This window comes from Streptosporangium sp. NPDC002544, from assembly GCF_040295965.1.
Lineage (GTDB): Bacteria > Actinomycetota > Actinomycetes > Streptosporangiales > Streptosporangiaceae > Streptosporangium.
This window is the reverse complement of sequence record NZ_JBEOWJ010000020.1, coordinates 22,373-45,449: the sequence shown is the minus strand read 5'-3', so window position 1 is coordinate 45,449 and position 23,077 is coordinate 22,373. Positions and strand designations below refer to the sequence as shown.

Sequence of the window (23,077 nt, the reverse complement as noted above, 5' to 3'; positions counted from 1 at the left end):
ATGAGCGATCAGCGGCACATGCGCATCAACCTGAACCTGCGCGGCGTCGGGTTCCACACCGCCGCGTGGCGGCACCCCGACAGCACTCCGCACCGCGTCCACGATCTCGACTACTACGTCGAGCTCGTCCGGGCCGCCGAACGCGGCCTGTTCGACTCGGTGTTCCTGGCCGACATGATGACCTTCCCCCAGAGCGGGTCCGGGCAGAACGAGCTGGCCTGGCCGCTCGACCCGTTCACGATGCTCGCCGGCGTCGCCCCGCACACCGAGCACATCGGGCTCATCGGGACGTTGTCGACGACGTACAACGATCCCTACGCGGTCGCCCGCAAGGTCGCGGCGCTCGACCAGCTGAGCGGCGGCCGGGCCGGGGTCAACCTCGTCACCTCCACCGGTGACGCCGTGGCCCGGCAGTTCGGCTGGGACAGGCACACCGAGCACGAGCTGCGGTACGAGCGGGCCGGAGAGTTCATCGCCGTGCTGAACGCCCTGTGGGACGCGGCGGGCGAGCCCGTCGAGCATCACGGGAACCACTTCGACGTCGCCGGCGCCCTCGACATCGCCGGCAGCCCGCAGGGGCGCCCGGTCATCGTGCAGGCAGGGGCCTCGGAGTCCGGGCGGGCGCTCGCCGGGCGGTTCGCCGAGGCCGTGTTCGCCGGTTCCAGCGACATTCCGGCGGGCGCGCTGCTCTACGACGACCTCAAGGCCCGCGTCGTGGCCGGCAGCCGCCCGTCCACCGATCTCGCCGTCCTGCCGGGCGTCGTCCCCTACGTCGGCTCGACCGAGGCCGAGGCCCGCCGCGTCCACGGCGAGCTCGAGGAACTGATCCTGGACGACGGCGGCAACATCGCGCGGCTCGGTCGGGAACTGGGGCTCGACCTCAGCGCCGCCGACCCCGAAGGTCCGGTGCCCGTCGACGACTTCCCCGCCGTCGAGGGCTACCAGGGCGGTGTCACCCGGCTGGTACGGCTCAGGGCGTGGGCGCTGGAGGAGGGTGTGAGCCTGCGCCGCTTCGCCAACACGGTGTACCGCAGCCTCGGTGTCATCCACTGGACCCCGGTCGGCACCCCCGAGCAGATCGCCGACGAGCTGGAGGCCTGGTTCCGCGGTGGCGCGGCCGACGGCTTCAACGTCCTCGTCCCACAGCACACCCGGCAGCTCGACGCGTTCGTCGACCAGGTCATCCCCGTCCTGCAGCGACGTGGGCTCTTCCGGACCGAGTACGCGACGACGACGCTCCGCGACCATCTCGGCATCACCCGGCCGAAGCTGGCGAGGGCCGCCTGACACGCACCTGACCGCCGGCGGCTGAACGACGACCCCCGCCGGCTCCTCGTCATCCGCGCGTACGGCGGAGCGGGCGGGGGTCTACGCGGTCACGCCTGCGGAAGCAGCCGGCGTCCGTCATCCCGTACGGCGCCCGCGATCCCGAGCCGCCGTTCGGCTCGGTATATCGGGTGCCCTCTGAGCTCGTCTTGGTCATACTGCTCCAATGCGACACCTGGCATACCCCAAGATCCCTACGACCGAGCGGTCCGGCGGGGCGGTTGTCGGCGGCCCCTGGGTGGCGACCGAGAAGGTGCACGGAGCTCAAATGGTGATCGCCCACGACGGCCGGAACACGCTCGTGGGCAAGCGCAAGGCATGGCTGCGCGACGACGAGCCGTTCTTCGGCTGGCAACTTCTGCGCGGTCACCTCGAAAAGGCCGCGAAGGCCGCCCTGGCTCGGGGCGGCGCGGCCGTACGCGTCTACGGCGAGCTGTACGGAGGCCACTACCCCCACCCCGACGTCTCGCCGATGCCGGGCATCACTCCGGTTCAAACGGGGGTCTGGTACAGCCCGGAAATCCGTTTTGCCCTTTTCGACGTGCTGCGCCACCGGGATCCCGGAGATCCCGGCGTCTTCCTGCCGTACGCGGACGTCGCCTCGATCGCCGCCGACGCCGAGCTCGACGTTGTGCCGATTCTCGGCAGAGGGACCCGGTCGGAGCTCGATGCCCTGCCGGTCCGGTTCCCCAGCCGGGTGCCGCAGGCACTCGGCCTGCCCGGCGTGCCGGACAACCTGGCCGAGGGGATCGTCCTGCGGCCTGACGCCCCCCTGCCTCCCGACCGCAGGCCGACCGTCAAGCTGAAGATCGAGGAGTTCGACGAGCAACGTTTCGACCAGAGCCGCCCCTGGGACCCGCAGGTGATCCTTACTCCCGAGGAACTACGCCAGGTCGCCCGGGCCATGGTCAACGGGCCGCGACTGGCCGGCGCGCGATCCAAGGTGGGACCGTCGGCCCTCGACGAGCTCCTGGATGAGGTGGTCCTCGACATCATGGTGGATCTGTCGGCGACCTTTCCCTCGGCCATGGCGGCGCTCGGCGACGAGGAGGAGGCCGAACTGCAGGCATCCATCCGCGGGGTCGCGATCAGTGATCACTATCAGGCGTGAGCACGGATCGTCGCCGCGCTCCCGGCGGAGACGGCCGGCACTTCTTTCATACCTCCAAATCAGTACTGCACGGTCCAGTACTGAAATCGAGAACGGGGGTTCCGATGCCGTTCATCGACCTCCCCGTGAAAGACCTGGCCATCTCCCGGCGCTTCCTCACCGAGCCCGGGTTCGCCTTCGACGACCGGTTCGCCGGCCACCTCCGGGAGGCCACCCACATGAACTTCTCGACCGCGCAGTAAGGGAGACGCAGATCATGAGCAGCACCGAGGTCGACGCCTACGTCGAGACCAAACTTCAGCCGAAGTATCAGGAGATCGTCGCGGCCCTGCGGAAGCTGATGGCCGACTGCGCCCCGGACGCCGTCGAGTGCCTCACCCACGGCTCCCCCGCCTGGCGCGCGACGAGGAACCTCGCGGTCATCAGCCAGAGCAAGACCCACCTCACCTTCGCCTTCGAGCGGGGCGCGGAGTTCGAGGACGCCCACGGGCTGCTGGAGGGAGTCGGCAAGAAGACCCGGCACATCAAGATCAAGACGCTGGACGGGATGAACGAAACGGCCCTGCGCGACTACATCGCCCAGGCCGTCCACCTCGACCAGAACTGACGACCGCGAGCCCTCCATCTGCCCCCGATGACCGGCGCTTCGGGGGCGGCGCCCGGTGGCGAAGTCGGGTACGGCCTACCGGCCGGCTTCCGCGGCGTTGGGGGCGACCTGGTTGGGGATGCGGGTGCCTGGAAGGTGCTGGCCGACCGGTGCCGGCAAGCCCCCGGACAGCGCCGGGCTGAAGTGCGCGGCGGCCTGGCCGGACTCGGGAGGTGTTGCCCGTTCCAGGAAGCGAAGCAGTTCGACCGGGAAGGGCAACACCAGGGTGGAGTTCTTCTCGGCGGCGACTTCGACGACGGTCTGGAGTAGGCGTAGCTGCAGTGCGGCGGGGTGCAGGGCCATCGTCTCGGCGGCTTGGGCCAGCTTCTTCGAGGCCTGCAACTCGCCCTCGGCGGTGATGATGCGGGAGCGCCGCTCACGTTCCGCTTCGGCCTGTCGCGACATGGACCGCTTCATCGACTCGGGGAGCACCACGTCCTTGATCTCGACGCGGTCGATGTGCACGCCCCAGCCCACAGCCGGACTGTCGATCATCAGCTCCAGGCCCTGGTTGAGCCGCTCCCGATTGGACAGCAGATCGTCCAGCTCGCTCTTGCCGATGATCGACCGCAGCGAGGCCAGCGCGACCTGGCGAATGGCGGATTCGTAGTCCTGGACACCGACCACCACGCGCACCGGGTCGACGACCCGGAAGTAGATGACGGCGTCCACGTGAACCGTCACGTTGTCCCGGGTGATGGCGTCCTGGGCGGGCACCGGCATGGTGATGACCTGCATGTTGACCTTCTGCAGACGGTCGGCGACCGGCATTATCAGGGCGAGTCCGGGAGCGCGGAGCTCGGGGCGGACCTGTCCGAACCGGAAGACGACGCCCCGCTCGAACTGTTTGACGATCCGCACACCGGCCTTCAGCCATATCGCACCCAGCACCATGATCGCGATCAGCACATAGATGACGGTAGTGATCATTTCATCCTCCTACGTCTCCCCTGGGTCCCGCCGTTCCAAAGACCTCTTGGATCGATGACCGATTCGCGGATCCCGCTCGCCGCACCCGGTGCCACGCCTCCCAGATCGGCGCCGATCAGTGATCTCATCACCGGGCGGGATCATCTGGAGCGTCATCCCGAGTACCGGCGATATCGGGCGACTCCCCCGGATCAGGCCGGACGGCGCGCGGTGCGGGTGCCGCGCGTCGGCGGCAAAGGGCCGTGCGAAGCCCGGGTCCTCGACCGGTAACCGGCGCTGGATCTCGCGCGCCGCCTCGCGTTCACGGTCACTGGGCACGACACACCTCCCAGAGGTGCCTGTCCGTCAGGCGCGGCCTAACTACCTCCCTGTTCGGACCTTTCTATCGTAGCGCGATACAAAGTGTCTGATATGCACCTTTTCGCCGAGCAGATCCGGCCTCCCTCTCACCCGGATCACGCCTGCATCACCTGCATCACCGCGCCCGCACATGGAACTCGGCGACTTGCCCGCGACAGGCCGACGATCTCCACGAGGTACGTTCCAGGAGGGTGGCCCGGACGTACGGCCGCGGCACAAACATGTCGTATCACGATATATTTGTGACATGGCGGATCGTGAGACCGAGAAGCCGCCGCGTCATGACGCGGCGGCGGCCGAGGACGACGGGGCGGGACTCGAACCCCTGACGAAGCGGGATTTCGAGGTGTTGGCCCGGTTCCGTTTTGAGATCCGCCGCTATCTACGTTTCAGCGAGGAGACAGCACGGAGGAACGGCCTCACCCCGCAGCAGTACCAGCTGATGCTGGCGCTGAAGGGGTTTCCCGGCCGCGGGTGGGCGACCGTGCGAGAGCTCGCCGACTCTCTCCAGCTACGCCACCACAGCGTGGTCGAACTGGTCAATCGGGCACAGGCACAGGGCCTCGTGGAGCGGAGCGCGCACCCGAGTGACGGCAGGGCGGTGCGGGTGTCGCTGACACCGGAGGGAGAACAGGTCCTGACCCGCCTGAGCGCGCTGCACCGCGACGAGTTACGGCGCATGGACGCGATACTCAACATCCCGGCCTGGGATGACACACCGCAGGAAGGACACCGGTGATCCCTCCGGCGTGTCTCCGGAGGGTGCCGGGCGACACGCGAAAGATCATCGAAAGGACGGGAGTCCGTGAGACGCGGCGCGGCTTCGCCTCACCATCTCCCGGGCAACTCGTAGACCCAGCCCTCCCGCCAGGCGAACTCCTCGTCCACCAGATCCTCCAGTGTCCGCCCGCCGAGCAGATGGTCCAGCGCCCACCGGTTGGCCGAGTGTGCGATCACCAGCACCCTCCTGCCGTCCCATGGCCCGGCAAGATCCGTCAGGAAATCACGGGTGTGCTCGACGACCTGCCGGTAGCTCTGCCCGCCCGGCCACGGCACGTCGATATGCCGGGATCTTTCGACGGCCAGCCGCGCCACGGGCATTCCGTTCCACTCGCCGTAGTCGCATTCGCGCAGCCGTTCATCCTGATAGATCGGAATGTCGGTGCCCGCGAAAGCGAGCTCCGCGGTCTGCACGGCACGACGAAGATCAGAGGTGAACACCGCGGCCAAGCCATCATGGCGGCGGCGTTCACCAAGCTCCCGAGCCAGCTCACGGCCTCGCGACGACAGCTCTCCCGGTAACCAGCCGGTCGCGATTCCGACCTCGTTGTCGGTCGTGATCGAGTGCGTCTCGTACACGATCATCGTTGCCACATCCAGCTCCAAACCTCTCGCGAACAGGCCGTTGAACAGGGAGAACGCAGTCCCGGCAGGTAGTCGGTGTATCCGGCGAACACGATCTCGTTGCGGACCGAGGTGATCGGATCGCGCCAGATCGACCGGTACGGATAGATCATCAGATCTTCACGGTACGAGGGGGAGGCACGTCTAACAACCCCCACCCCGTCCGTGGTTCCGCCTCGCCTGTCCCCCTATGACCAGGGCATACGGAGCTCCCTCAAGAAGACTCCAAGTATTCCTCAACCAGGGCTGGACAATCTTGCCGCGAAGTGACCGGTTTCACGCCACGGCAAAGCCGATCGAAATTCCAATGCAGATCAGACCATCGCGGCAGGTAAATCAATTATTGCAAGAAAGAGAACGATGATGGCTTTCCTGCACGAAGAACCAGACAGGCCCTGGAAACGATCATCATCAAGCGAATCAGGGGAGACCTGGGATTCGCCGCGTGGAAAAGAATGTGTTTCAGCGAGCTCCCATGCCGGAAGACCATGCGGTGCCGGACAGGCACCTTCACAATGTCTCCCGGCATTCGATGACATGCGCACCGCGGGCTTCGGCCATGGAGCAGGCCGAAGCCCGCAGGAAGTTCATGACGGTCCTGCCGTGGTACGTGACCCCGGCAAGGAAACCTCACCGTCCCCGCCAGGTCACGGAGCCCGGCGGGAGCACATGGAACGTTGACCTGCCCAGCGAAAGCAGTCCGTCGAGCCATACCCCGGTCGGAGGTTGGAATCTTGGTGGGTCAGGTTCTTGAGATAGGTCGCAGTTCGGCTGCCGTCGCCGCCACATTGAACGAGTTCCTGAACGAGTCCGAAGGCTGGCTGAATCGACGGGGCCTGACTCTAGAATACCATACGGATATTTCAAGTTGGGTCCGCCACATGCGGACTGCGGTTCACGCCGACGGCATCAATCCGACTTTTGACCCGGCGCACAGTCCCGTCTCCGCCCAGAACAGCTACTGGTTGGATATCAGGGACCGCGGCGGATCGACGGTCGCGTGCATCGCCGTGCGAATGATATACACGGCGGACTTCAGCCGTTACATAAGCTCCATGCGGCTGTGGTTCGATCCGCCACCCCTCGGGATGGAACAGTCGCTGGACCTCGTTCTGCCGGCGGAGACACCCATCATATCCGGCAGGGTGGCGCACTATGGCGGACACTGGGTGCATCCGAGCTGGCGGGGAAGGGAAATCCCCGGCCTCCTGCTTCCGCTGGCCAAGATACTCACCTTGGACCTGTTCAGAAGCGACTGGGACACGGGGATCGTGTTCTCGAAGAACGCGGTCAGGCAAAGCCTCGTGGACGCCTATGGTTTCGCGAACACGGTGCTCTGCTATTCCGGCTCGTTTCCCCCCGCCCACCGTGACGACACCCTTTTTCTGACCTACAGCAGCCGGGCGCAGACCCTGTCCCTGATGCCGCATGCGATCACGAAGCTGCGCCCCCGCATACCCGCAGACGATCCTCCTGCCGACCGGTACGCCGAAATCACTTAAGCGTTGGTTCCGATCTCCGCGTTAACTGTTTTGTTTCGCCGCGAGTGGAATCCTCTCCGTTGCCCATGAACAAGGATTCGAGGGAATTGAAAGCGGTATGAACGATAACATCTGGACCGAGTTCGCCAAGAGTTATGACCAAATGATTCCCGAGCTGAACTGTTATCAGCGGATGCTCAGCAAGATCCTTCGCGACACGGAGGGCCGTCGGATCGTGACCGACGCCGGGTGTGGAACCGGCCTGGTCAGCCAGGCACTGATTGACCGCGGCCACCGGGTCATCGGCTTCGACAACAACTCCGCCATGCTTCAGCGGGCTCATGACAAGAAGGCGGCCGCGTCGGGCGAGGCCCGCGACCGATGGACGGTCATGGAGGGAAGCGTGGAGCGCTTTCCCGCCCGGGTTGTTTCCGACGCGGACGCGGTCCTGCTCAACAACGTCCTTTTCTACGTCCAAGACGTCGAATCGGCGCTGCACGAGGTTTTCTCCCACTTGAAGCCGGGGGGCGTGATGATCGCCACCGGTCCGAAACGCCGGCCCGACCTGCAGAAGGTGCTTCGACACTCCATCGCGGAGTGGCAGGCGGAGGGGCGTTTCACCGAGGATCTCCAGGCCGCGCTGGCCCATCATTCGACCTGCGCTCAGAAACTGACCACCGACCCCAATGAGATGGTGACATTCTTCGAGGTGGACGAGCTGGTGGACACCCTGCGACGCCTGGGTTTCTCGCGCCCCCTGGTCGCGGATGGCGACGACTACTTCGGCGAGAATTATTACGTTTGCATGCAGAAATGAAGTGAGGTTTCCGGTGGAAGGCTCCAAGGTCAATCCCAGGTTTCAGCGCAACCTGGGGATTCTGGACGAAGAATCGATGAAGAGGGTCGCGGACACCCATGTTCTCGTGGCCGGAGTGGGCGGCGCCGGTGGGCAGTGCGCGGTGGATCTGGCCCGCCTCGGCTTCGGTTGGGTGACACTCGCAGATTTCGACGTTTACGAAGTGCACAATTCCAATCGCCAGATCGGCAGCTTTGACAGCACCGTCGGTCAGCCAAAGATCGAGGTCGTCGGGAGAATGTGCCAGGACATCAACCCGGAGCTGCGAATCCGTAAAGCGGCGGAGGGCGTGACGGAAAGCAATATCGACTCCTTGCTTTCGGGGTTCGACGGAAAACCGGTGGATTACGTCGTGGAAGTCATCGACATCGCCGGCCTCAGGGCGAAAGAATGGCTGCACCAAGCATGCAGGGAGCAGCGGGTCGTCATCATGACCGGCTTGATGCTGGGCTTCGGGGCCGCTTTGCATGTTTTCCAGCCCGAAGCACCTCCTTACCAGGATCTCTACATGCTTCCGGATGGGCGCATCGATTTACCCAAGATCATCCCCAGGCTCGGCGACTATGTCGTACAGAAGCATTGGGATGCCTGCTTCGCCGGGCGCGGGCACGCTCCCACGTGCGTGATCGGAGCCACCACCGCAGCCGGGATGATGGTGAGCGAGATCATGCGTGCCATCCTCCTGGGGCGGGATCAGATGGTGTCCTACCCCGAGTACCTGTACGTGGATTTCTTTGACCACCATTATGTCCGAGGCTCGGTCGTCCCCGCATGAACGCCATGAATGCACCTTTCGCCCTCACCCGACCCGACGAGAATGGTCCGGCCGTGCTTTGGGGTGGCATGTGCGAATCGGGAAGCCTCAAATACCTGACGTACGAGCTCTTCCTTGAAGAGGTTCCGAAAGATGTCCGAGGATTCGTTGAGATCTCCGGTTCGTCAACCGCGCTTGCCCTGGATCTGCTCGGAAGGGAAAGAGGACTGCCGACCGTCGCCATCACGGATGCCTCCGGTCACGATCATCTCATGAGGCGCGGATTCCGTGGCGAGGTGCAGACGATCATGAGCCTCAAGGAGGCTCACGAGCTTTGCCTTCAGCGCGAGCAGGAGGGTTGGTTCTGGCCGAGGCAGTTCACCAACGCGGATTTGGTGAGGTGCGTGGAGCTATGGGGGTCGCAGCTTTTGCGGGAAGTCCGTGCGAATTGGCCAGAAATTCGCTATTTGATGTGCGGATTCGGTACCGGCGCCACTGTCGCGGGATTGCACCGCGTCTTTACTCCGCGGGGATATTCAGTCATGGGATTGCAAGCCAGGGCGGACAACCCCGTTCCCGGCTGGAGGAACCATGCCCTCCAGAATCTGGGTGACCAGGATCTTTTCCATAGCTACCAGGAGGAAATCCCGCTTCCCATCCCATCCGAAAACTCCGGTTCGGGTGCTCTGGATTCACTCTTGAGGTACGCGAACACCTATGCCAATCCGGAGCAGGTACTGGTGATTTCCCACGACGGCCGCCCTCGGGACTAGGACCTGCCCGAAGGGACGCGTGACGAGCCCTGCAGCGAGTCGTTCCGTACGGAGCGCGAGTGATACCGGCGGCGATGACGGTGACTCGCCCCCGGCCTGCGATGACAGGACCGTAGGACCCACTGGCCGACGCCGGTGAGCACCGGCTTCTCGATCGGTTCGGCCTCAGGCGACGGGGAGTGGGAGAGCGGGCCCGGCGGGGAGCAGGAGGTACGGACCGCTCCCTGTTCTCTGGTCAGTTCCAAGCGGCGTCCTTCAGCAGGCCCGGCAGCTTCTGGTCGCCCCATACGTCCACTACGACGATCTTCGACTCGGGCAGGAACCACTCCCGCTGGGTGAAACTCTCCGTCTGCCGGCCGCTACTCTGCTTCACGCACCGGCCGGCCCAGGCGGTGTACTTCGCCTTGTGCCCGCGCCCGACCTGGCGCAGCCCCGTCGAGGTGGCCTTGCCGATCACCTGGATGCTTCCGTACTCGAAGGGGCAGCCCGCCGGCGCCCCACTGGCCGGGACGAACGGCTTCTCACCGGTGTAACGGCGGCCCTCGGCGCCGTAGGCGATCACCTTCGGGCCGTACAGCCAGAACCCCCGGCAGTTCGGGGCGAAGGGCTCGGGAATCTTGCAGCTACCGGTCGCCACCAGGACCCGGTCCGTGTAGTCGTACACCTTCCAGGTGGCGGGAATCTTCAGGTTCATCCCCCGGAAGGAGAGGGTCTTGGTCCCGGAAGCCGACGCGGCCGCCGGAGCCGCCGCCGGCGAGTTCGCCGCGGCCAGGGCGGCGGTGGGAGCAGCGAGCAGGGCGGCCGTGGCCAATACGACGAGGGCAGAAGATCGTTTTCTCATTCCGGGCAAGTTACCGATCATCACTTGTCTCCGGCTTGGATCCCGCTGGACACCGTCCTTGAACAAGGCCTGGAACGAGTCCTCACCGCCGGATGATCGGTGTAACGCGAGGTGGCCCCCCAGCCGTTTACGGCCCGGCCGGCGGGTCCGGCGCTGCTTCTTCGGTAGCGGTCTGTTCGACGACAGCCCGCGGCTCGTCACCGACCTCCCACGGCTTCAGCCGCGCCACCCGTTGCTCATCTCGCCACCCCCCGGCCTGCGATGACAGGACCGTAGGCGCCCCACTGTCCGACGCCGGTGAGCACCCGGCCTCTCGACCGGTTCGGCCTCAGGCGAGGTCGGGGGCGGCGAGCATCCCAGAGGCCATGACGCGCAGCGACGCGGCCAGCCGCGTCGCCTCTCCGCGCTCCAGCAGCCGCAGAACCGGCTCGCTCTGGAGGCTGCCCAGCAGGATGTGAGCCAGCAACTCCCCGTCCAGGTCGGGGCGCCGCGCGGCGATCAGCGCACTGGTGTGACCGTGCCAGAACCGGTATACGGGGTGGTCGCCGTCTTCGTCCCGGTGCTCGCCGTGCTCCTTCCACTCCGGCCTGGGCGCCGCCGTAGCGGCGTGGCCGAGCGCCGCGAGGAGCCCCTTGTTGCGGCCGACGACATCGACGATCGCGTCCAGAAAGGCCATCAGTCGCTCCTCGGGCGGGACACCGGGCCCCAGCGGCGGAGGTCCGCTCGCCACGGCCTCCTCCAGGGCGTAGGCCCGCTCCTGCATCAGCGCGACCATCAGCCCCATCCGGCTGCCGAAACGGTGGAACACCGTGCCCTTACCGACCCCGGCCGCGGCGGCGACCTGTTCCATGGAGATCTGCTCGGGCCGGTGCCGGGCGAGAAGGTCCTCGGTGGCACGCAGGATGGCGCGACGGTTGCGTGCCGCGTCAGCGCGTTCGCGACGCTCCTCGATCATCGGCTCCTCTTTCCCATGGACAACTGGACCAGCGGTCAAGTACGCTCGCACCGAACTTGACCGCAGGTCCACTTTACCCTCGATACGGGAGGACGACATGCGCCGAATCCGTTACCACGCCTACGGCGGCCCCGAGGTGCTCACCATGGAGGAGACGGAGACCCCAAGCCCGGGCCCCGGCCAGGTGCGCATCCGCGCCGAGGCGATCGGCGCCAACTTCGTCGACGTGAAGTTCCGTCAGGGGCCGGACACCGGCGGAATCTATCGGCGCGAACTGCCCGCCGTGCTCACCGGCGACGTGGTCGGCACGGTCGACGCGGTGGGGCCGGGCGTCGACCCCGCCCTCACCGGCCGGCGGGTCGCCACGCTGGCCGAGGACGCCTTCGCCGACCACGTCCTCGCCGACGCCGGGTGGCTCGCGCCCGTGCCGGAGGGAATCGACGACGCCACCGCGAGCATGCTGCCGATGGGCGCCCCCGTGGCGCTGGGCACGTTGCGCGCCGCCCGGCTGTCACCCGGCGAGACCGTACTCGTCCACGCCGCCGCTGGAGGCATCGGCCATCTGGCCGTGCAACTCGCCAAGATCGCTGGCGCCGGCACCGTGATCGCCACGGCCGGCTCCCCCGCCAAGCTGGACTTCACCCGCACACTCGGCGCCGACGTGGCCGTCGACTACTCCGCGGAGGACTGGCCAGAACAGGTGCGCGAGGCCGCGCCAGGAGGAGTCGACGTCGTCCTGGACTCCGTCGGCGGCCGCATCCTGCTGCGCAGCCTCGACCTTCTGACGCCGTTCGGCCGAGCCGTCGTCTACGGAGCGGCCAGCGGCGAGGCCACCGACATCCCGCTGACCAGCCTGTTCGCGATGAGATCGGTGGCCGGGTTCTCGCTGCTCGCCTGGCGCGCGGCCGCGCCGCAGCAGGCACGCGAGGACATGGACCAGGTCGCGCGGCACGCGGTTGAGGGCAGACTGCGCGCCGCGCTGCACGCCCGGCTGCCGCTCGACGAGGCGGCCGAAGCGCACCGGATCATGGAGAGCCGCTCCCAGCTCGGCCGTGTCCTGCTCATACCCTGACTCACAGAACTCGGGGCACATCAGAACACCGGAACCACGGCATCCATCATGGACACAATCACCCTTGCCCTCTTCGCGCAGGTCAATCGGTCAAAGCGATCCTCATGCTTCAGACCGGCGAGGCCGGGTGGAAAACGTCCACTGGATCGCATGAGTGAACACGTTGCGTGGAAAGGCGGAACCTATCACCTCGTTTTGATCATCTGTCACAAGGCGGGAACAGCCGGTGCGGCCACCACGAGCGCTCACCGGGTCGGCCGATCAGGCGGCCGAGCCGCGGATGCCCTGGTAGGAGGGCTCGTCAGGCCCAGGGGTCGAAGGGGATGCCACTCGGCTTGGCGCGCGAGAGGAGGTCCCCGAACCTGCCGTCATTGATCTTGATGGTCGCGGCGCCGAAGTCCGCGTTCATCAGCCTGTCGCGCAACCAGGTGCTGGGCCAGCCGTTCCAGTCCACGAGCGGGGGATAGCGCCAGTTGTGGTAGTGGTTCTCCGGCGGCTCGTCATTGCCGTTGGCGAGCCGGAAGAAGTGCGTGGACACCCCGTCCTTGTGATAGACGACCTTGGGGTGCGACCCGTCGAAGCGCACCTGCGAGCGCGTATAGGTCACGACGCTGCTGTGTTGCGTGGTCGAAAGGTACTCCACCTGGTTGGACGCCTGGTTGACCCAGGAGATGACATGCTCCCAGTCGTGACGGTGGCCGCCGAGGCTGATGCCGGGCAGAGCCTGGTCCTTCTCAAAGTAGCTGGCGTACACGACGGCGCACCAGCCGTTGTTGCACTTGGAACGGGCGTAGGTCTGCGAGTTGTCCAGGTCCGACTGGTCACGGCAGTTGCCGTTGACCGCGCCGGTCGGGTTCAGCCCCGAAGCGAGGGTCCCGTCCGGCCCGATGGCGGGGGTGGCGTAGCAGCCGTCGCCGTCGTAGTCGTAGGCCGGCGAGAACGAAGCCTCGTACCCTCCGGCCGACTGAGGCAGGTTTTGCGGCGGAGCCGCATAGGCCGCCGACGCGGGGATCACGACCCCCAGAGCGGTGGCGCTGAGCACGATCCCGAGCCGGGAACGCTTGCGCGTGAAGAACGTAGGGGAGGATGTGCTCCTCTCTGACACGGTCGCTGACTTCGATGCCCTCGCGGTGGACGTGAATGACGACAGCTTTCGCATTCTTCCGCTTTCTCGAAGGACTGGCTCCATGACCTGACGACGCGCCGGCGTGGTGGGGCGTCGGCGACGTTCTCCGCGCCGATGTGAGCACGCCTCGCACTTTCACGGCACCACGGAACCGACGCCTGATCAAGGTCCTTAGATCAAATGACGCCAACATGTATCGGCGACGGTCGAAAGGTGAACCACGCGCGAAGGCTCACGAATCGCCTCCCGGAGGAGCAGGGTCGCCGAGGTCCGGGGGGAGGGCGATCGCAGCCTGAAGGTCCTCCTGGCAGAGGACGTCCACATGGTGCGCGGGGCGCTGGGGGCGATCCTCGACCGAAGCCAAGGACAAGCTCAAAGAGATCACCGCGACTACGACGACGGCCTGGCCATCGCTCCGGCCCACTACACAGTGGCTGACGCTGTGAAGTACTGGCTGCAGCACGGCCTGGCCGGGCGCTCGGCGACCACGGTGAAGATGTACACGACGTTCGCCGACAAGCATGTGATCCCCGCACGGTGGGTGCGCGCAAGCTGCGTGACCCGTCGGTGGAAGACGTTGACCGGTGGCCGGCGGGCAAGGCGGACGAGCTGAGCAGACGATCCTGGACAACCCACCGCTGGGACAGCCGCCCGAGGCGACGCCCGTAAGTCCCCACCTATCCGCGCTGATGTCTTCGTTATTCGCGAAGTACCCGACGCCGGAGGACCTGGTCACGCTGCCCTGCGTTGGCCGCGAGACCGCCAACGTGGAGTTTGGGAACTCCTTCGGGCGATTGCGATGACGCCGCAGCTTGTGCTCTGTTGACCCGTGCTTACCTTGCCTGGCTTGGGTCCAGCGGTCGATGCCGGGGTGGATGCTCAGGACGACCTGATCGCGATCGGGCTGCTGTAGGACACATTCTCGCCTCCCACGAACAGCAGCAGGCGCTCCGTCTCCTGCTCCAAGGCCGCCCGATCGATCGCGGACAGCGGGCGGAACGGAGTGAGGCGCAGGGTGTCGCCTTCGAGGGACCAGCTTCCGTGCACGTGGCCGCCCACGAGGAAGGTGGGCCGTACCTGTGCCTGGCCGGGCATCACGCGCTTTCGGTCCTCATGGCTGATGATGCGGGTCCGGTCGGCGTGGCCGAGCAGGGCGTTGTCGAAGGCGGGCAGCAGTCGCACGGGCGCGGGCGTGTCGGGATCGGGCAGTTCCGCGTTGGCCAGGTCGATCAGTTCCCTGCCGTCGTGGTCGTGGTAGTGGCGCAGTTCGGCGCGCATGTCGGAGACGATCTCGCCGAGGCGGGTCAGCCCGGACCAGGCCTGTATGTCCATGGTCCCGGCTGGGCCGAACGCTGCCAGATAGCGGCGGATCAGGTCCTTGGCGGTCGCCGGGGCCATGGGCTGGCCGAGCCAGGTCTCGGCGGGCGTGACAGAGACGGCCGACCGGGTGCCCCAGGAGCCCCATGTGCCGGTGGCCGGGCTGTGGATGAGGGGGGCTCTGAGCTCGACCTCTCCGGCGAGGATGCGCCCGTCGCGGCCTGGGTGGTGTTCGGCCAGCCGTCGGGCCAGCTCCTTTCGCGGTGTCGTTCCGCCCGCCAGCAGTTCAAGCCCGGTGGCGACCAGCGAGGCGGTGTCCAGGCCCGCGCTGTTGCGGGCAAAGTACGCCGAGCGGGCGGTGCGGTCGAGCACAGGCTGCAGCAGCGGCCGCAGCCGGCGGAAGTCGTCGGCCGCGGCGAGGTGCTGGGTGCTGCGGAGCAGGCCGGAGCGGACCACCTTCCGATCCTGCAGCAGTGTGGTGAGCTGGGAGTGGGTGAAGCCGTGGATCCTGCTCCACAGCCCGACATAGGGCCAGTTGGGCTCTTGCGCCTGCAGCGCGACCAGGCGCCCGATCACCTCCAGCGGGGTGTGATCGGTGCGGGCCAGCAGGAACTGGCGGCCCAGCAGGGCCCGGTTCAGGGCCCTGCTCGAGAGGGTTGTCACGACAGCCGCACCGAGACATTGCCCCGGTAGGACCCCTGGAGCAGGGACAAGAACGCCTGCGGCACGTCCTCGATCCCGCCCTTGACGACCGTCTGCGGGTAGACGAAGCGGCCCTCGCCCAGCCAGGTGCTGAAGTGTTCCCGCCAGGCGGCGATCTGGTCGGGGGTGTGGTAGCAGGAGAACGGCAGCAGCTCGATGCCCCGGGCCTGGGCCGCGGCGTGATCGGGCTTGGGGAAACGCTCCGCCGCATCGCCGAGCTGGCTGGACAGTGAGCCGCACAGCGCGAAGCGGGCGCCGGGCCTGGCCGTCTGCAGCGCGGCCTGATACTGCTCGCCGCCCACGACGTCGAAGAACACCGAAATGCCCTCGGGCGCGAGCTCTCGGAGCCGGTCGGCCGCCGAGCCGTCGTGATAGTCGAAGGCGGCGTGGTAGCCGAGCTCGTTCACCAGATAGTCGACCTTGGCCGGGCTGCCGGCGCTGCCGATCACCCGCGCCGCGCCCAGGCACTTGGCGATCTGCCCGGCCAGCGAGCCGACCCCGCCCGCCGCACCGGAGACGAACACCACGTCGCCCTCGCCGACGGCCGCCACATCGGCCATCCCGTAGTAGGCGGTCGGCCCCTGACCGAGGTAGTAGCCGGGGTCCGCGATGGGATCAAGCTTGATGTACTGGGCGGCTGGGCCCGCCGAGTACTCGCTCCAGCCGGTCATCGACTGGACCAGGTCGCCAACCGCGAGCTCGGGGCTGTCGGACCGGATGACGGTGCCGATGGCGGCCACGCCCACCCGCTGGCCCGGCTGCCAGGCCGGTACCGGGATGGTGCAGTCCGCGCGCATCAACTCCAGATAGGTCGCGGCGAGCCCTACCTGGTCAGTGCGCACCAGAACCTCGCCGTCCACCTCGGTCGTGGCGACGGTGAAGTTGCCGAGTGCCGGTGCGCCGGCGATCTGCGCGGCCAACTGGATCTCACGGGTGATCATTTCTTGGTCCTTATGTCGGTACGGCCTTCGAGATCGACTCTAAAGAGGCTTCCGGTCACTTTTTGACCGGAAGGTGGGCGAGGATGGCGGTATGGCGAACACCAGCTCACGGACCCTCAGACTGCTCTCGCTGCTGCAGACCCACCGCCACTGGCCCGGCCTGGAATTGGCCGAGCGGCTCGGGGTCTCCGAGCGGACGCTGCGCCGTGACGTTGACCGGCTGCGCGAGCTCGGCTACCCGGTCGGCGCGGCCCGGGGCACCGACGGCGGCTACCAGCTCGCGCCCGGTGCCATCCTGCCGCCGCTGCTGCTGGACGACGAGGAGGCGGTGGCCCTCGCGGTGGGCATCGGCGACGCGGCACAGAGCGGGATCGCCGGGATGCAGGAGGCGTCGCTGCGCGCGCTCACCAAGGTGGTACGGGTCCTGCCGCCCCGGCTGCGGGCCAGGGTGGACGCCCTGCGGGCGATGACCCTCTCCATCGCCGTGTCCGGGCCGGTCGTCACGGCGGGGGTGCTCACCGCGGTCGCCCAGGCTTGCCGGGACCAGGAGCGGCTGCGGTTCGGCTACACGGCCAGAGGCTCCGCACCCACCGACCGCGAGGTCGAGCCGCACCGCGTCGTCGCACTCGGCGGACGCTGGTACCTGGTCGCCTACGACCTGTCCCGGCACGACTGGCGCAGTTTCCGCCTCGACAGGTTGATCGAGCCGACCGCGACCGGCACGCGCTTCCGGCCGCGTCCGCTCCCGGCCGAGGACGCCGCGGCCTTCGTCCAGGCAGCGAGCGACGCCCCGGCCCCGTACCAGGTCGAGGCGCTCGTCCACGCCCCCGCGACCCGGGTACGGCAGGCGGTCGGTCAGTGGGGCACCGTCGAACCGCTCGACCACGACACCTGCCGGCTCACCATGACTTCGACCTCCCTCGATTGGCCGACCCAGGCGCTGGGCAACGTGGGCGCCGAGTTCGAGGTGCTGGGGCCGCCGGAGTTCGCCGCGCATGTCCAGGAGTGGGGCGCCCGCTTCCTCCGGGCCACTAGATTTAGCGCGCCCGAGAGACCGTCCCTGCCGTAGCCTGGATCGCGACGATGGCGCGGCGTCCGTAGCAGCCGGCCGAGGCGACGGAAGACGTTCTGCCAGGGGAGCCTGCGTCTATCTGCGCGACCCCTTAGTCACTCACGCCCCGTTCCGAAGATCGGATACGGGGCGTTTTGGCTGGTGGGCACTACTGGGTTCGAACCAGTGACATCTCGCTTGTAAGGCGATCCGAGCAGGGGCGTGACCAGGGCGTATACCGTCCCTGACCTGGGCGTACCGTCCACGGCGATCCACCGGTGTCCGGCCTCGTCCGGGGTCGTTGTCACCCAGTTGGTCACTCAGGATTCAGAAGTTCTCACTCCACAGGTACCAGGGGCCGTAGTAGTGCTCGACGTCGGGTTCGTATTCCTCTTCTTCCGGCAACGGAGGTTCCCCGTTCGGGCTCCAGATGAAGCCATGGGCGTGAATGCCGTTTCCTCCGCCCGCCAGCGCGAAGCGCACCGTGCCCTCATGCCGTTCGGCCCAGGAGATCTCGAACAGCCCGAGCGTCGCGGCATCCATCCTCCAGTCGCCGCTTCCCGCTACCGCTGACCGTGCGACCTTCTCGAAGTCCTCCTCGGACAGAGAGAATCTGAATCTCCCCGGGCCCATGGCAGCCAGCCCGAACACCAGAATTCCGACGATCGCCGGTGCTGCCCAGCGCAACAGGTTTCGTTTGACACCAGGCCGACCTTCCGGATTGAAAACCTCCACGGCGAGGCGCACGAACCAGATCACACCTAGTACGAAGAACGCCAGGAGAACAGGCAGCACCCACAGAGGGCCGCCACTGGGAAAGCTTGCCCCGTACAGGAGCAGCAGTCCAATGACCACCAGCGAGCCGATCAACGGAAAACCCGGCGCGCCGATCGAACTCCGCGGGGTCCGCTCTTTCGAAATCACGGCAACTCCAACCAGGGGCGATCAAGGCATCTCATGATCCACGCGAATCCTATCCATGGATCTCGATAAGCACAGAGTGCCGGAAACCCGGAGTTCTGCTCAGGGTTCAGACAGCAGGGGTTCAGACAGCGGAGAAAAGGTCTCCACGACCCCGCCGCCATGCGATCTACCGCTGCTCAGGGTGACTGCCGTCCAATTCGTCACCTAGAACTCGCGCTCTCTCGCGGGTCGTCTGCCCAGACGTCCCGGCCGTTACTCCACAGCTCCGAGGCGTGGTAGCCGAACCGGTCGAACAGGCCGTCGTCCTGGTAGCGGCGCAGGTGCATCATCGGCGAGTCGTGGCCGACCAGCTTGGCCAGGTGCGGCGTCACGAGCATCTCGGAGTCGAAGCGGAAGACGCTCATCGCGATGTGCTCGTCTCCGAAGCGCGCCTCGATGCCGGGCACGTCCCGAACCTGCTCGATCTCCGAGAGAGTGATCCGAATGCGGGTGGAGACCGTCAGCGGGACGTTCTCCACCTCCTCCCGGCGGCGGGTGACCTCGCTGTCCGGGTCACCGATGAGGAACCGGATCTTGCACCCCTGCTCGGCCTTGCGCTTGAGGACCTTGGCGAGGTTGGGGTGTTCCAGCCACAGGAAGTAGTTGGTGTACCCGGCGAAGACGATCTCGTTGCGGGCCGAGGTGATCAGGTTGCGCCAGATCGACTTGGGACACGCCGACCGGTACGGATAGACGGTCAGAACCTCTCGATCCGGGCCGGTTTTCACGGTGTTACGGATAGCCTCTGGCCACAACACGGACGTATCAACTCCTAATGCCTCGGCAGCCACCAACTGGTGCCGGAGGTGCGGGACTCGCGCTCATCCTGCAACCAGCGTTCCACCGTCTTAACATCCACCTCGCAGCGATCCGCCAGGTTCTGGTTGCTCAGCTTCGCATCGAGAATGGCGCGGCGTAAGGGGACGTTGGCCACGGTGTACCTCGGGGAGTGAGGACGTCAAGGACGTTTTCGACTCTAACTTTGAAACGTCCTGGACGTCTCTGGAACGCGGTGGGCTCGTCACTCAAATGGAATGATGCTTACTCCATGTCAACACCCGTGATTCTGGAAGACCTCCAGGTAGCATTTCCCGGATGGTGCATTTGGCGTAGCTCTGCGGGCCGTTTGTGGGCAACCCGGAATGGCCGACACCTCACTAACGAAGAGATAAATAAGGGCCTCTACCGGACAATCGACGCCAACGACGTCACCGAACTCGCCCAACAGCTCCGCGACCAGGAGGAGCTGGAGTTATGAGCACCCTCGGCGGGAAAAGGCCGGCATCAACGATGCCCGGCGGCCCTGGCTGCTGAACGCCTGCGCATCGGCCTCGAACACTGTGGTGTCTCGGCCGACGTCCATGAGGGCCACGGTGTCGCCCTGGTCTCCGTCTGGACCGACCTCCTGGTCTGGACGGACGGACGTGCCTACCGCTGGTGGACGGGGAAGATCTCAGCGAAGACGGGCCGCCGCTTGTACAGGGTCTATGGCGTGGACAACCCGATCACCGTCGCCCACTGCGTCGCCCAGCGGTACGAAGAGCTCCTCAAAGCGTCCTACCGATGCGGAGGCATCGCGGAGCACACGCCGTGACTCTGCTCGACGAGTGCCTGAGCCCGCATGTTGTGATGCCGCAGCGAGATCACCTCCGTCTGGATTGGCGAGAGCCGTACCCGACGTTTGAACGGACACGCTCGGTGGCCTGGACCTGTTGGTGCCGTGCCACGGTCTACGAACTATGCGAGGGTGGCGGCCGAGCGTTCGTCCGGCGAACCATTCAGCTCGACAGCGGCCATCAGGTCCAAGATGATGTACCCCGGCTTTCGTGGAGTCGCTTTGGTTGAGCCGGTTGCCTGGAAAGCGGGCACGGCCGGTTCTGAGGGGACCCCGGCGCAGCAATGCGCCGGGGTTACCCGACGAGCCACACTTCGGCCCGCTTCGCCGCTTCGTCCTGGGTAACAGCGACCCGGCCAACCACCCCGTCCTGGCCCGCGAGCTACAGGCATACCTGCGCTGGCGCGACCACCACCGGCGCGACCCCGCACTGCTGGAAGCTCAACGCAAAGAACGAGCCCGCATCCGCAGCGAACGCCAGCAACGCTGGGGCGACCACGATCCCGAGCAGCCTGACCACCGCACCCGGCGAACCATCGTGGTCAACGCACTAGCGAGGGTAGATGAGCGAGTGCGTCGCCTCAAGCCAGTCAGCGGCGATGTCCGTCCCCGTGATCCGGCCGATCAGCGTCAGGACGGAGCTGATGCTCTCGCCCTCGTCCACGCGATCCTCGATGACGTCGTCGCCGCTGGTCTGGAAGCGCAGCCCTTCCATGAGGTGGTCGAGCGCGTGCGGATCGCTCCCGTGCACGGGGTCGGGCCAGGTGGGCTGGAAGGCGACAACCACCTCCCCGTCCTTCAGATACTTGAAATGGTCATGGCCGCCCATATCCATACTGAAGCAGAGCGCCTCCCGCCCGCCCGCCGTCAACGGCAGCAGGAAATCGTCGTCGGTCGGCCCCGGAATGATGCAGGTCCACCCTCCGGCCTCGCCCACCCAGGTGGGCCCGCCTTCCTCACTGTTGTCGAGCAATTCGTTCAGGTGGCTCGGCGTGCTGGTGACGAGGTCCAGGGAGAAGGCCTCGGCGACGGCGTCGCGATCCATTCCTTTGACCCAGAGGGCGCTGAATCCCAGCGTCCAGAGGTCCATCTCGTCATCGAGTCCCTCGGTGAAGATGGTCGAAACTAGGAGATCGTGCAGGTGCGTCGGCGACTGCATGCTCACCTTCCGATGGTGGAGGAGCCGGGAGAGGGCGAGGCCCTCTCCCGGCTATGACGTTATGACGGTGGTGCGCCGTTGCGGATTCTGACCCAGAAGGCATTGGACGGCCAGTTGCCCGCGCCGCCTTCGAGCTGGCCAGAGGTGAAGACGCGGTAGCGGGCGTAGAAGGCCGCCAGGTCGCGTCCTGCGGCTTGGTTGTGGTCGGTGCTCACCTGACGAAGTGAGGCGTTGAAGGTGGGCGTCCAGACGTTGTTGATGAGCTGGCCTTCGACACCGATCGCCTGGTTGGTGGAGGCGAACGGATACTCGTCGCACTGCTTGCCCGGGCCGGCCCCGGGGAGGTTCGGGCAGTACCAGGTCATCTGCGTGCGGTTCTTCGAGTTGAGGAGAGGGCCGTCGGGTGCGCGCCCGTTTCTCGCCCGCCTGGTCAGGGGCGGTCTGGGTATCACGTCATAGTTGCCGGGGAAGCTCTTGGTGATCGGATTGCCGTTCCGGTCCAGCTTCGGATCGGTCGCCTGCGGGTTTTGGAAGGCGTCCCTGATGTGCCTCGCCACCTCACTGCGGAACGGGTCGTCCGCGTACATGGTGTAGACGCGGTCCGCACCCAGAATTCGGCACCCGCCGGAGTAGCCGATCCAGTCGTTTCCGGGCTGCCCATTGGCCTTGGGCACCGGATAGGAGAGGCGGATGCTGTCGCAGCGGGCGACGAACGGGAAGTCGCCCTTCGGGCGGGTGGGGATCTGCTCGGTTCCGAGGTGATGCCAGAGCTTGAACGGCTCCGGATCGAGGAAGTCGATGCTCACGCCGGGGTAGAGCTTGGGTCGCAGGGTGCAGTTGCCCCACCTGGTGCCCTCGGATCGGAAGATCCAGGCGGTCCGGCCGCTTCGCTTGAAGTCCCCGATGGGAGCGAGCCGCTTCCCGTCTTCAGGGCCCTTGATCTGGTTGCAGTCGGCGTTGTCGGAGCCCACGGCCTCCACTCTGACTGTGATGTTGCGCCCGTCGAGCATGTTCGTCTGGTTGCAGTTGGAGTCCATGACGATGAGCTCGGTGATGTCGATCCAGATGCTGATGTCCCTGGCCTGCAGTTCGCGGTCGTTCTCCCCGTAGACGACGGGCTCGCCCTTCTTGGTGCCGAGGTTGGTGTACATGATGACGTTGACCGTCATCCTGACGCCTTCGGTCTTCGGGCACTCCGACGTCGGGATCCCGGTGAGCTGGTCGACTTCCCAGTCGCCCCATCCGGCGATCCGGCTGTAGCAACCGGTGTAGGGCCGCAGGACAGTCCATCCGAATCCATGCCAGGGGCGCGGTGACTTGCGCCGCTCCGCGTTGCAGTCCGCGGGGCTCATGCGCTGGTAGTCGAACGGGCCGCTGGTGTTCGGGTCCGAGGTCAGGGCCACTCCGGTTCGCGCGGCGGCCGGAGCGACGCTGGAGACGGCGATGGTCAAGGCGTGCCAGGTGGTCCAGGCGCCGTTGACGCCGGCTGCGGTGGCGCGGGCGCGCCAGCGGACTTTCCAGCCGTTGGTGAGTTTGCCCGAGGGGACGGCGACGCCGGTGTAGTTACCGGAGGGGACGGCCGTGGTGCTGGTTCCCGTCCAGATGGCTCCGCTGCCTTGGCCGGTGGCGGTGGGGTCGTGTTCGACTTCGACGGTCATGGTGATGGATCGGCCGTCGGGGTCGGTGACCTCGCC

General features: G+C 66.4%; 24 protein-coding genes. 12 read left to right on the top strand and 12 right to left on the bottom strand.

Annotated elements, in window-relative coordinates:
• The 4 genes from ABT061_RS28015 (at position 1) to ABT061_RS28000 (ending at position 3,044) form a co-directional block, all read left to right on the top strand.
• On the top strand, positions 1-1,287 hold the full coding sequence (locus ABT061_RS28015; RefSeq protein WP_350923434.1) for an LLM class flavin-dependent oxidoreductase: 1,287 nt from the start codon (positions 1-3) through the stop codon (positions 1,285-1,287).
• A 205-nt stretch (positions 1,288-1,492) separates the two neighbouring features.
• On the top strand, positions 1,493-2,437 hold the full coding sequence (locus ABT061_RS28010; protein ID WP_350923432.1) for an RNA ligase family protein: 945 nt from the start codon (positions 1,493-1,495) through the stop codon (positions 2,435-2,437).
• 104 nt (positions 2,438-2,541) lie between these two features.
• Complete coding sequence (locus tag ABT061_RS28005) at positions 2,542-2,679, top strand: hypothetical protein (protein ID WP_350923430.1); 138 nt, start codon at positions 2,542-2,544, stop codon at positions 2,677-2,679.
• A gap of 14 nt (positions 2,680-2,693) precedes the next feature.
• A complete protein-coding gene (locus tag ABT061_RS28000; protein ID WP_350923428.1) occupies positions 2,694-3,044 on the top strand; it encodes a DUF1801 domain-containing protein in 351 nt (116 codons plus the stop codon).
• 75 nt (positions 3,045-3,119) lie between these two features.
• On the opposite strand, the gene ABT061_RS27995 is transcribed toward ABT061_RS28000, so the two are convergent.
• Entirely contained in the window at positions 3,120-4,013 is an 894-nt protein-coding gene (locus tag ABT061_RS27995) for a slipin family protein (protein WP_350923426.1), read from the bottom strand.
• 607 nt (positions 4,014-4,620) lie between these two features.
• Here ABT061_RS27995 and ABT061_RS27990 point away from each other — a divergent pair.
• A complete protein-coding gene (locus tag ABT061_RS27990; protein WP_350923424.1) occupies positions 4,621-5,112 on the top strand; it encodes a MarR family winged helix-turn-helix transcriptional regulator in 492 nt (163 codons plus the stop codon).
• A gap of 89 nt (positions 5,113-5,201) precedes the next feature.
• Here ABT061_RS27990 and ABT061_RS27985 read toward each other — a convergent pair whose 3' ends face one another.
• Complete coding sequence (locus tag ABT061_RS27985) at positions 5,202-5,738, bottom strand: histidine phosphatase family protein (RefSeq protein ID WP_350923686.1); 537 nt, start codon at positions 5,736-5,738, stop codon at positions 5,202-5,204.
• Positions 5,739-6,514: 776 nt separating this feature from the next.
• Between ABT061_RS27985 and ABT061_RS27980 the strand changes: the two genes are divergently transcribed.
• From ABT061_RS27980 to ABT061_RS27965, 4 genes are all read left to right on the top strand, one after another.
• Positions 6,515-7,279, top strand: a complete 765-nt coding sequence (locus tag ABT061_RS27980; protein ID WP_350923422.1) for a hypothetical protein — start codon at positions 6,515-6,517, stop codon at positions 7,277-7,279.
• A gap of 97 nt (positions 7,280-7,376) precedes the next feature.
• Entirely contained in the window at positions 7,377-8,075 is a 699-nt protein-coding gene (locus tag ABT061_RS27975) for a class I SAM-dependent methyltransferase (RefSeq protein WP_350923420.1), read from the top strand.
• Between the two features lie 13 nt (positions 8,076-8,088).
• The gene (locus ABT061_RS27970) at positions 8,089-8,889 is read left to right on the top strand and encodes a ThiF family adenylyltransferase (RefSeq protein WP_350923418.1); all 801 of its coding nucleotides are present in this window, start codon (positions 8,089-8,091) and stop codon (positions 8,887-8,889) included.
• Positions 8,886-9,641, top strand: a complete 756-nt coding sequence (locus ABT061_RS27965) for a pyridoxal-phosphate dependent enzyme (RefSeq protein WP_350923416.1) — start codon at positions 8,886-8,888, stop codon at positions 9,639-9,641. Before ABT061_RS27970 ends, ABT061_RS27965 begins: the two co-directional genes overlap by 4 nt.
• A 235-nt stretch (positions 9,642-9,876) precedes the next feature.
• On the opposite strand, the gene ABT061_RS27960 is transcribed toward ABT061_RS27965, so the two are convergent.
• Both ABT061_RS27960 and ABT061_RS27955 read right to left on the bottom strand, forming a co-directional pair.
• A complete protein-coding gene (locus ABT061_RS27960; protein WP_350923414.1) occupies positions 9,877-10,482 on the bottom strand; it encodes a hypothetical protein in 606 nt (201 codons plus the stop codon).
• Positions 10,483-10,810: 328 nt separating this feature from the next.
• Positions 10,811-11,437, bottom strand: a complete 627-nt coding sequence (locus tag ABT061_RS27955; protein WP_350923411.1) for a TetR/AcrR family transcriptional regulator — start codon at positions 11,435-11,437, stop codon at positions 10,811-10,813.
• Positions 11,438-11,534: 97 nt separating this feature from the next.
• Between ABT061_RS27955 and ABT061_RS27950 the strand changes: the two genes are divergently transcribed.
• Positions 11,535-12,509 carry a quinone oxidoreductase family protein gene (locus ABT061_RS27950; protein WP_350923409.1) on the top strand — a complete coding sequence of 325 codons (975 nt, stop codon included), beginning with the start codon at positions 11,535-11,537 and terminating at the stop codon, positions 12,507-12,509.
• Between the two features lie 301 nt (positions 12,510-12,810).
• Here the strand turns inward: ABT061_RS27950 and ABT061_RS27945 are convergent, their stop codons facing one another.
• Positions 12,811-13,614 carry an NPP1 family protein gene (locus tag ABT061_RS27945; RefSeq protein ID WP_350923406.1) on the bottom strand — a complete coding sequence of 268 codons (804 nt, stop codon included), beginning with the start codon at positions 13,612-13,614 and terminating at the stop codon, positions 12,811-12,813.
• Between the two features lie 343 nt (positions 13,615-13,957).
• On the opposite strand from ABT061_RS27945, the gene ABT061_RS27940 reads away from it, so the two are divergent.
• Positions 13,958-14,248, top strand: a complete 291-nt coding sequence (locus ABT061_RS27940) for a hypothetical protein (RefSeq protein ID WP_350923404.1) — start codon at positions 13,958-13,960, stop codon at positions 14,246-14,248.
• A gap of 266 nt (positions 14,249-14,514) precedes the next feature.
• On the opposite strand, the gene ABT061_RS27935 is transcribed toward ABT061_RS27940, so the two are convergent.
• A complete protein-coding gene (locus ABT061_RS27935; protein WP_350923401.1) occupies positions 14,515-15,615 on the bottom strand; it encodes a winged helix DNA-binding domain-containing protein in 1,101 nt (366 codons plus the stop codon).
• Positions 15,612-16,595: a zinc-binding dehydrogenase gene (locus ABT061_RS27930; RefSeq protein ID WP_350923399.1), complete on the bottom strand. Its 984-nt coding sequence runs from the start codon at positions 16,593-16,595 to the stop codon at positions 15,612-15,614. Before ABT061_RS27930 ends, ABT061_RS27935 begins: the two co-directional genes overlap by 4 nt.
• A gap of 91 nt (positions 16,596-16,686) precedes the next feature.
• Here ABT061_RS27930 and ABT061_RS27925 point away from each other — a divergent pair, with 91 nt between their 5' ends.
• On the top strand, positions 16,687-17,664 hold the full coding sequence (locus ABT061_RS27925; RefSeq protein ID WP_350923397.1) for a helix-turn-helix transcriptional regulator: 978 nt from the start codon (positions 16,687-16,689) through the stop codon (positions 17,662-17,664).
• A gap of 309 nt (positions 17,665-17,973) precedes the next feature.
• Here the strand turns inward: ABT061_RS27925 and ABT061_RS27920 are convergent, their stop codons facing one another.
• The 5 genes from ABT061_RS27920 to ABT061_RS27900 form a co-directional block, all read right to left on the bottom strand.
• A complete protein-coding gene (locus ABT061_RS27920; RefSeq protein ID WP_350923394.1) occupies positions 17,974-18,570 on the bottom strand; it encodes a hypothetical protein in 597 nt (198 codons plus the stop codon).
• 200 nt (positions 18,571-18,770) lie between these two features.
• Positions 18,771-19,337 (bottom strand): DUF5919 domain-containing protein, encoded by a 567-nt coding sequence (locus ABT061_RS27915; protein ID WP_350923392.1) that lies wholly within the window; start codon positions 19,335-19,337, stop codon positions 18,771-18,773.
• Positions 19,338-19,381: 44 nt separating this feature from the next.
• Positions 19,382-19,543: a hypothetical protein gene (locus ABT061_RS27910; RefSeq protein WP_350923390.1), complete on the bottom strand. Its 162-nt coding sequence runs from the start codon at positions 19,541-19,543 to the stop codon at positions 19,382-19,384.
• 1,231 nt (positions 19,544-20,774) lie between these two features.
• A complete protein-coding gene (locus ABT061_RS27905) occupies positions 20,775-21,383 on the bottom strand; it encodes a DUF6461 domain-containing protein (protein WP_350923684.1) in 609 nt (202 codons plus the stop codon).
• Positions 21,384-21,442: 59 nt separating this feature from the next.
• Positions 21,443-23,077 (bottom strand): NucA/NucB deoxyribonuclease domain-containing protein (locus ABT061_RS27900; protein WP_350923387.1); only part of this gene is annotated, 1,635 nt, incomplete at its 5' end.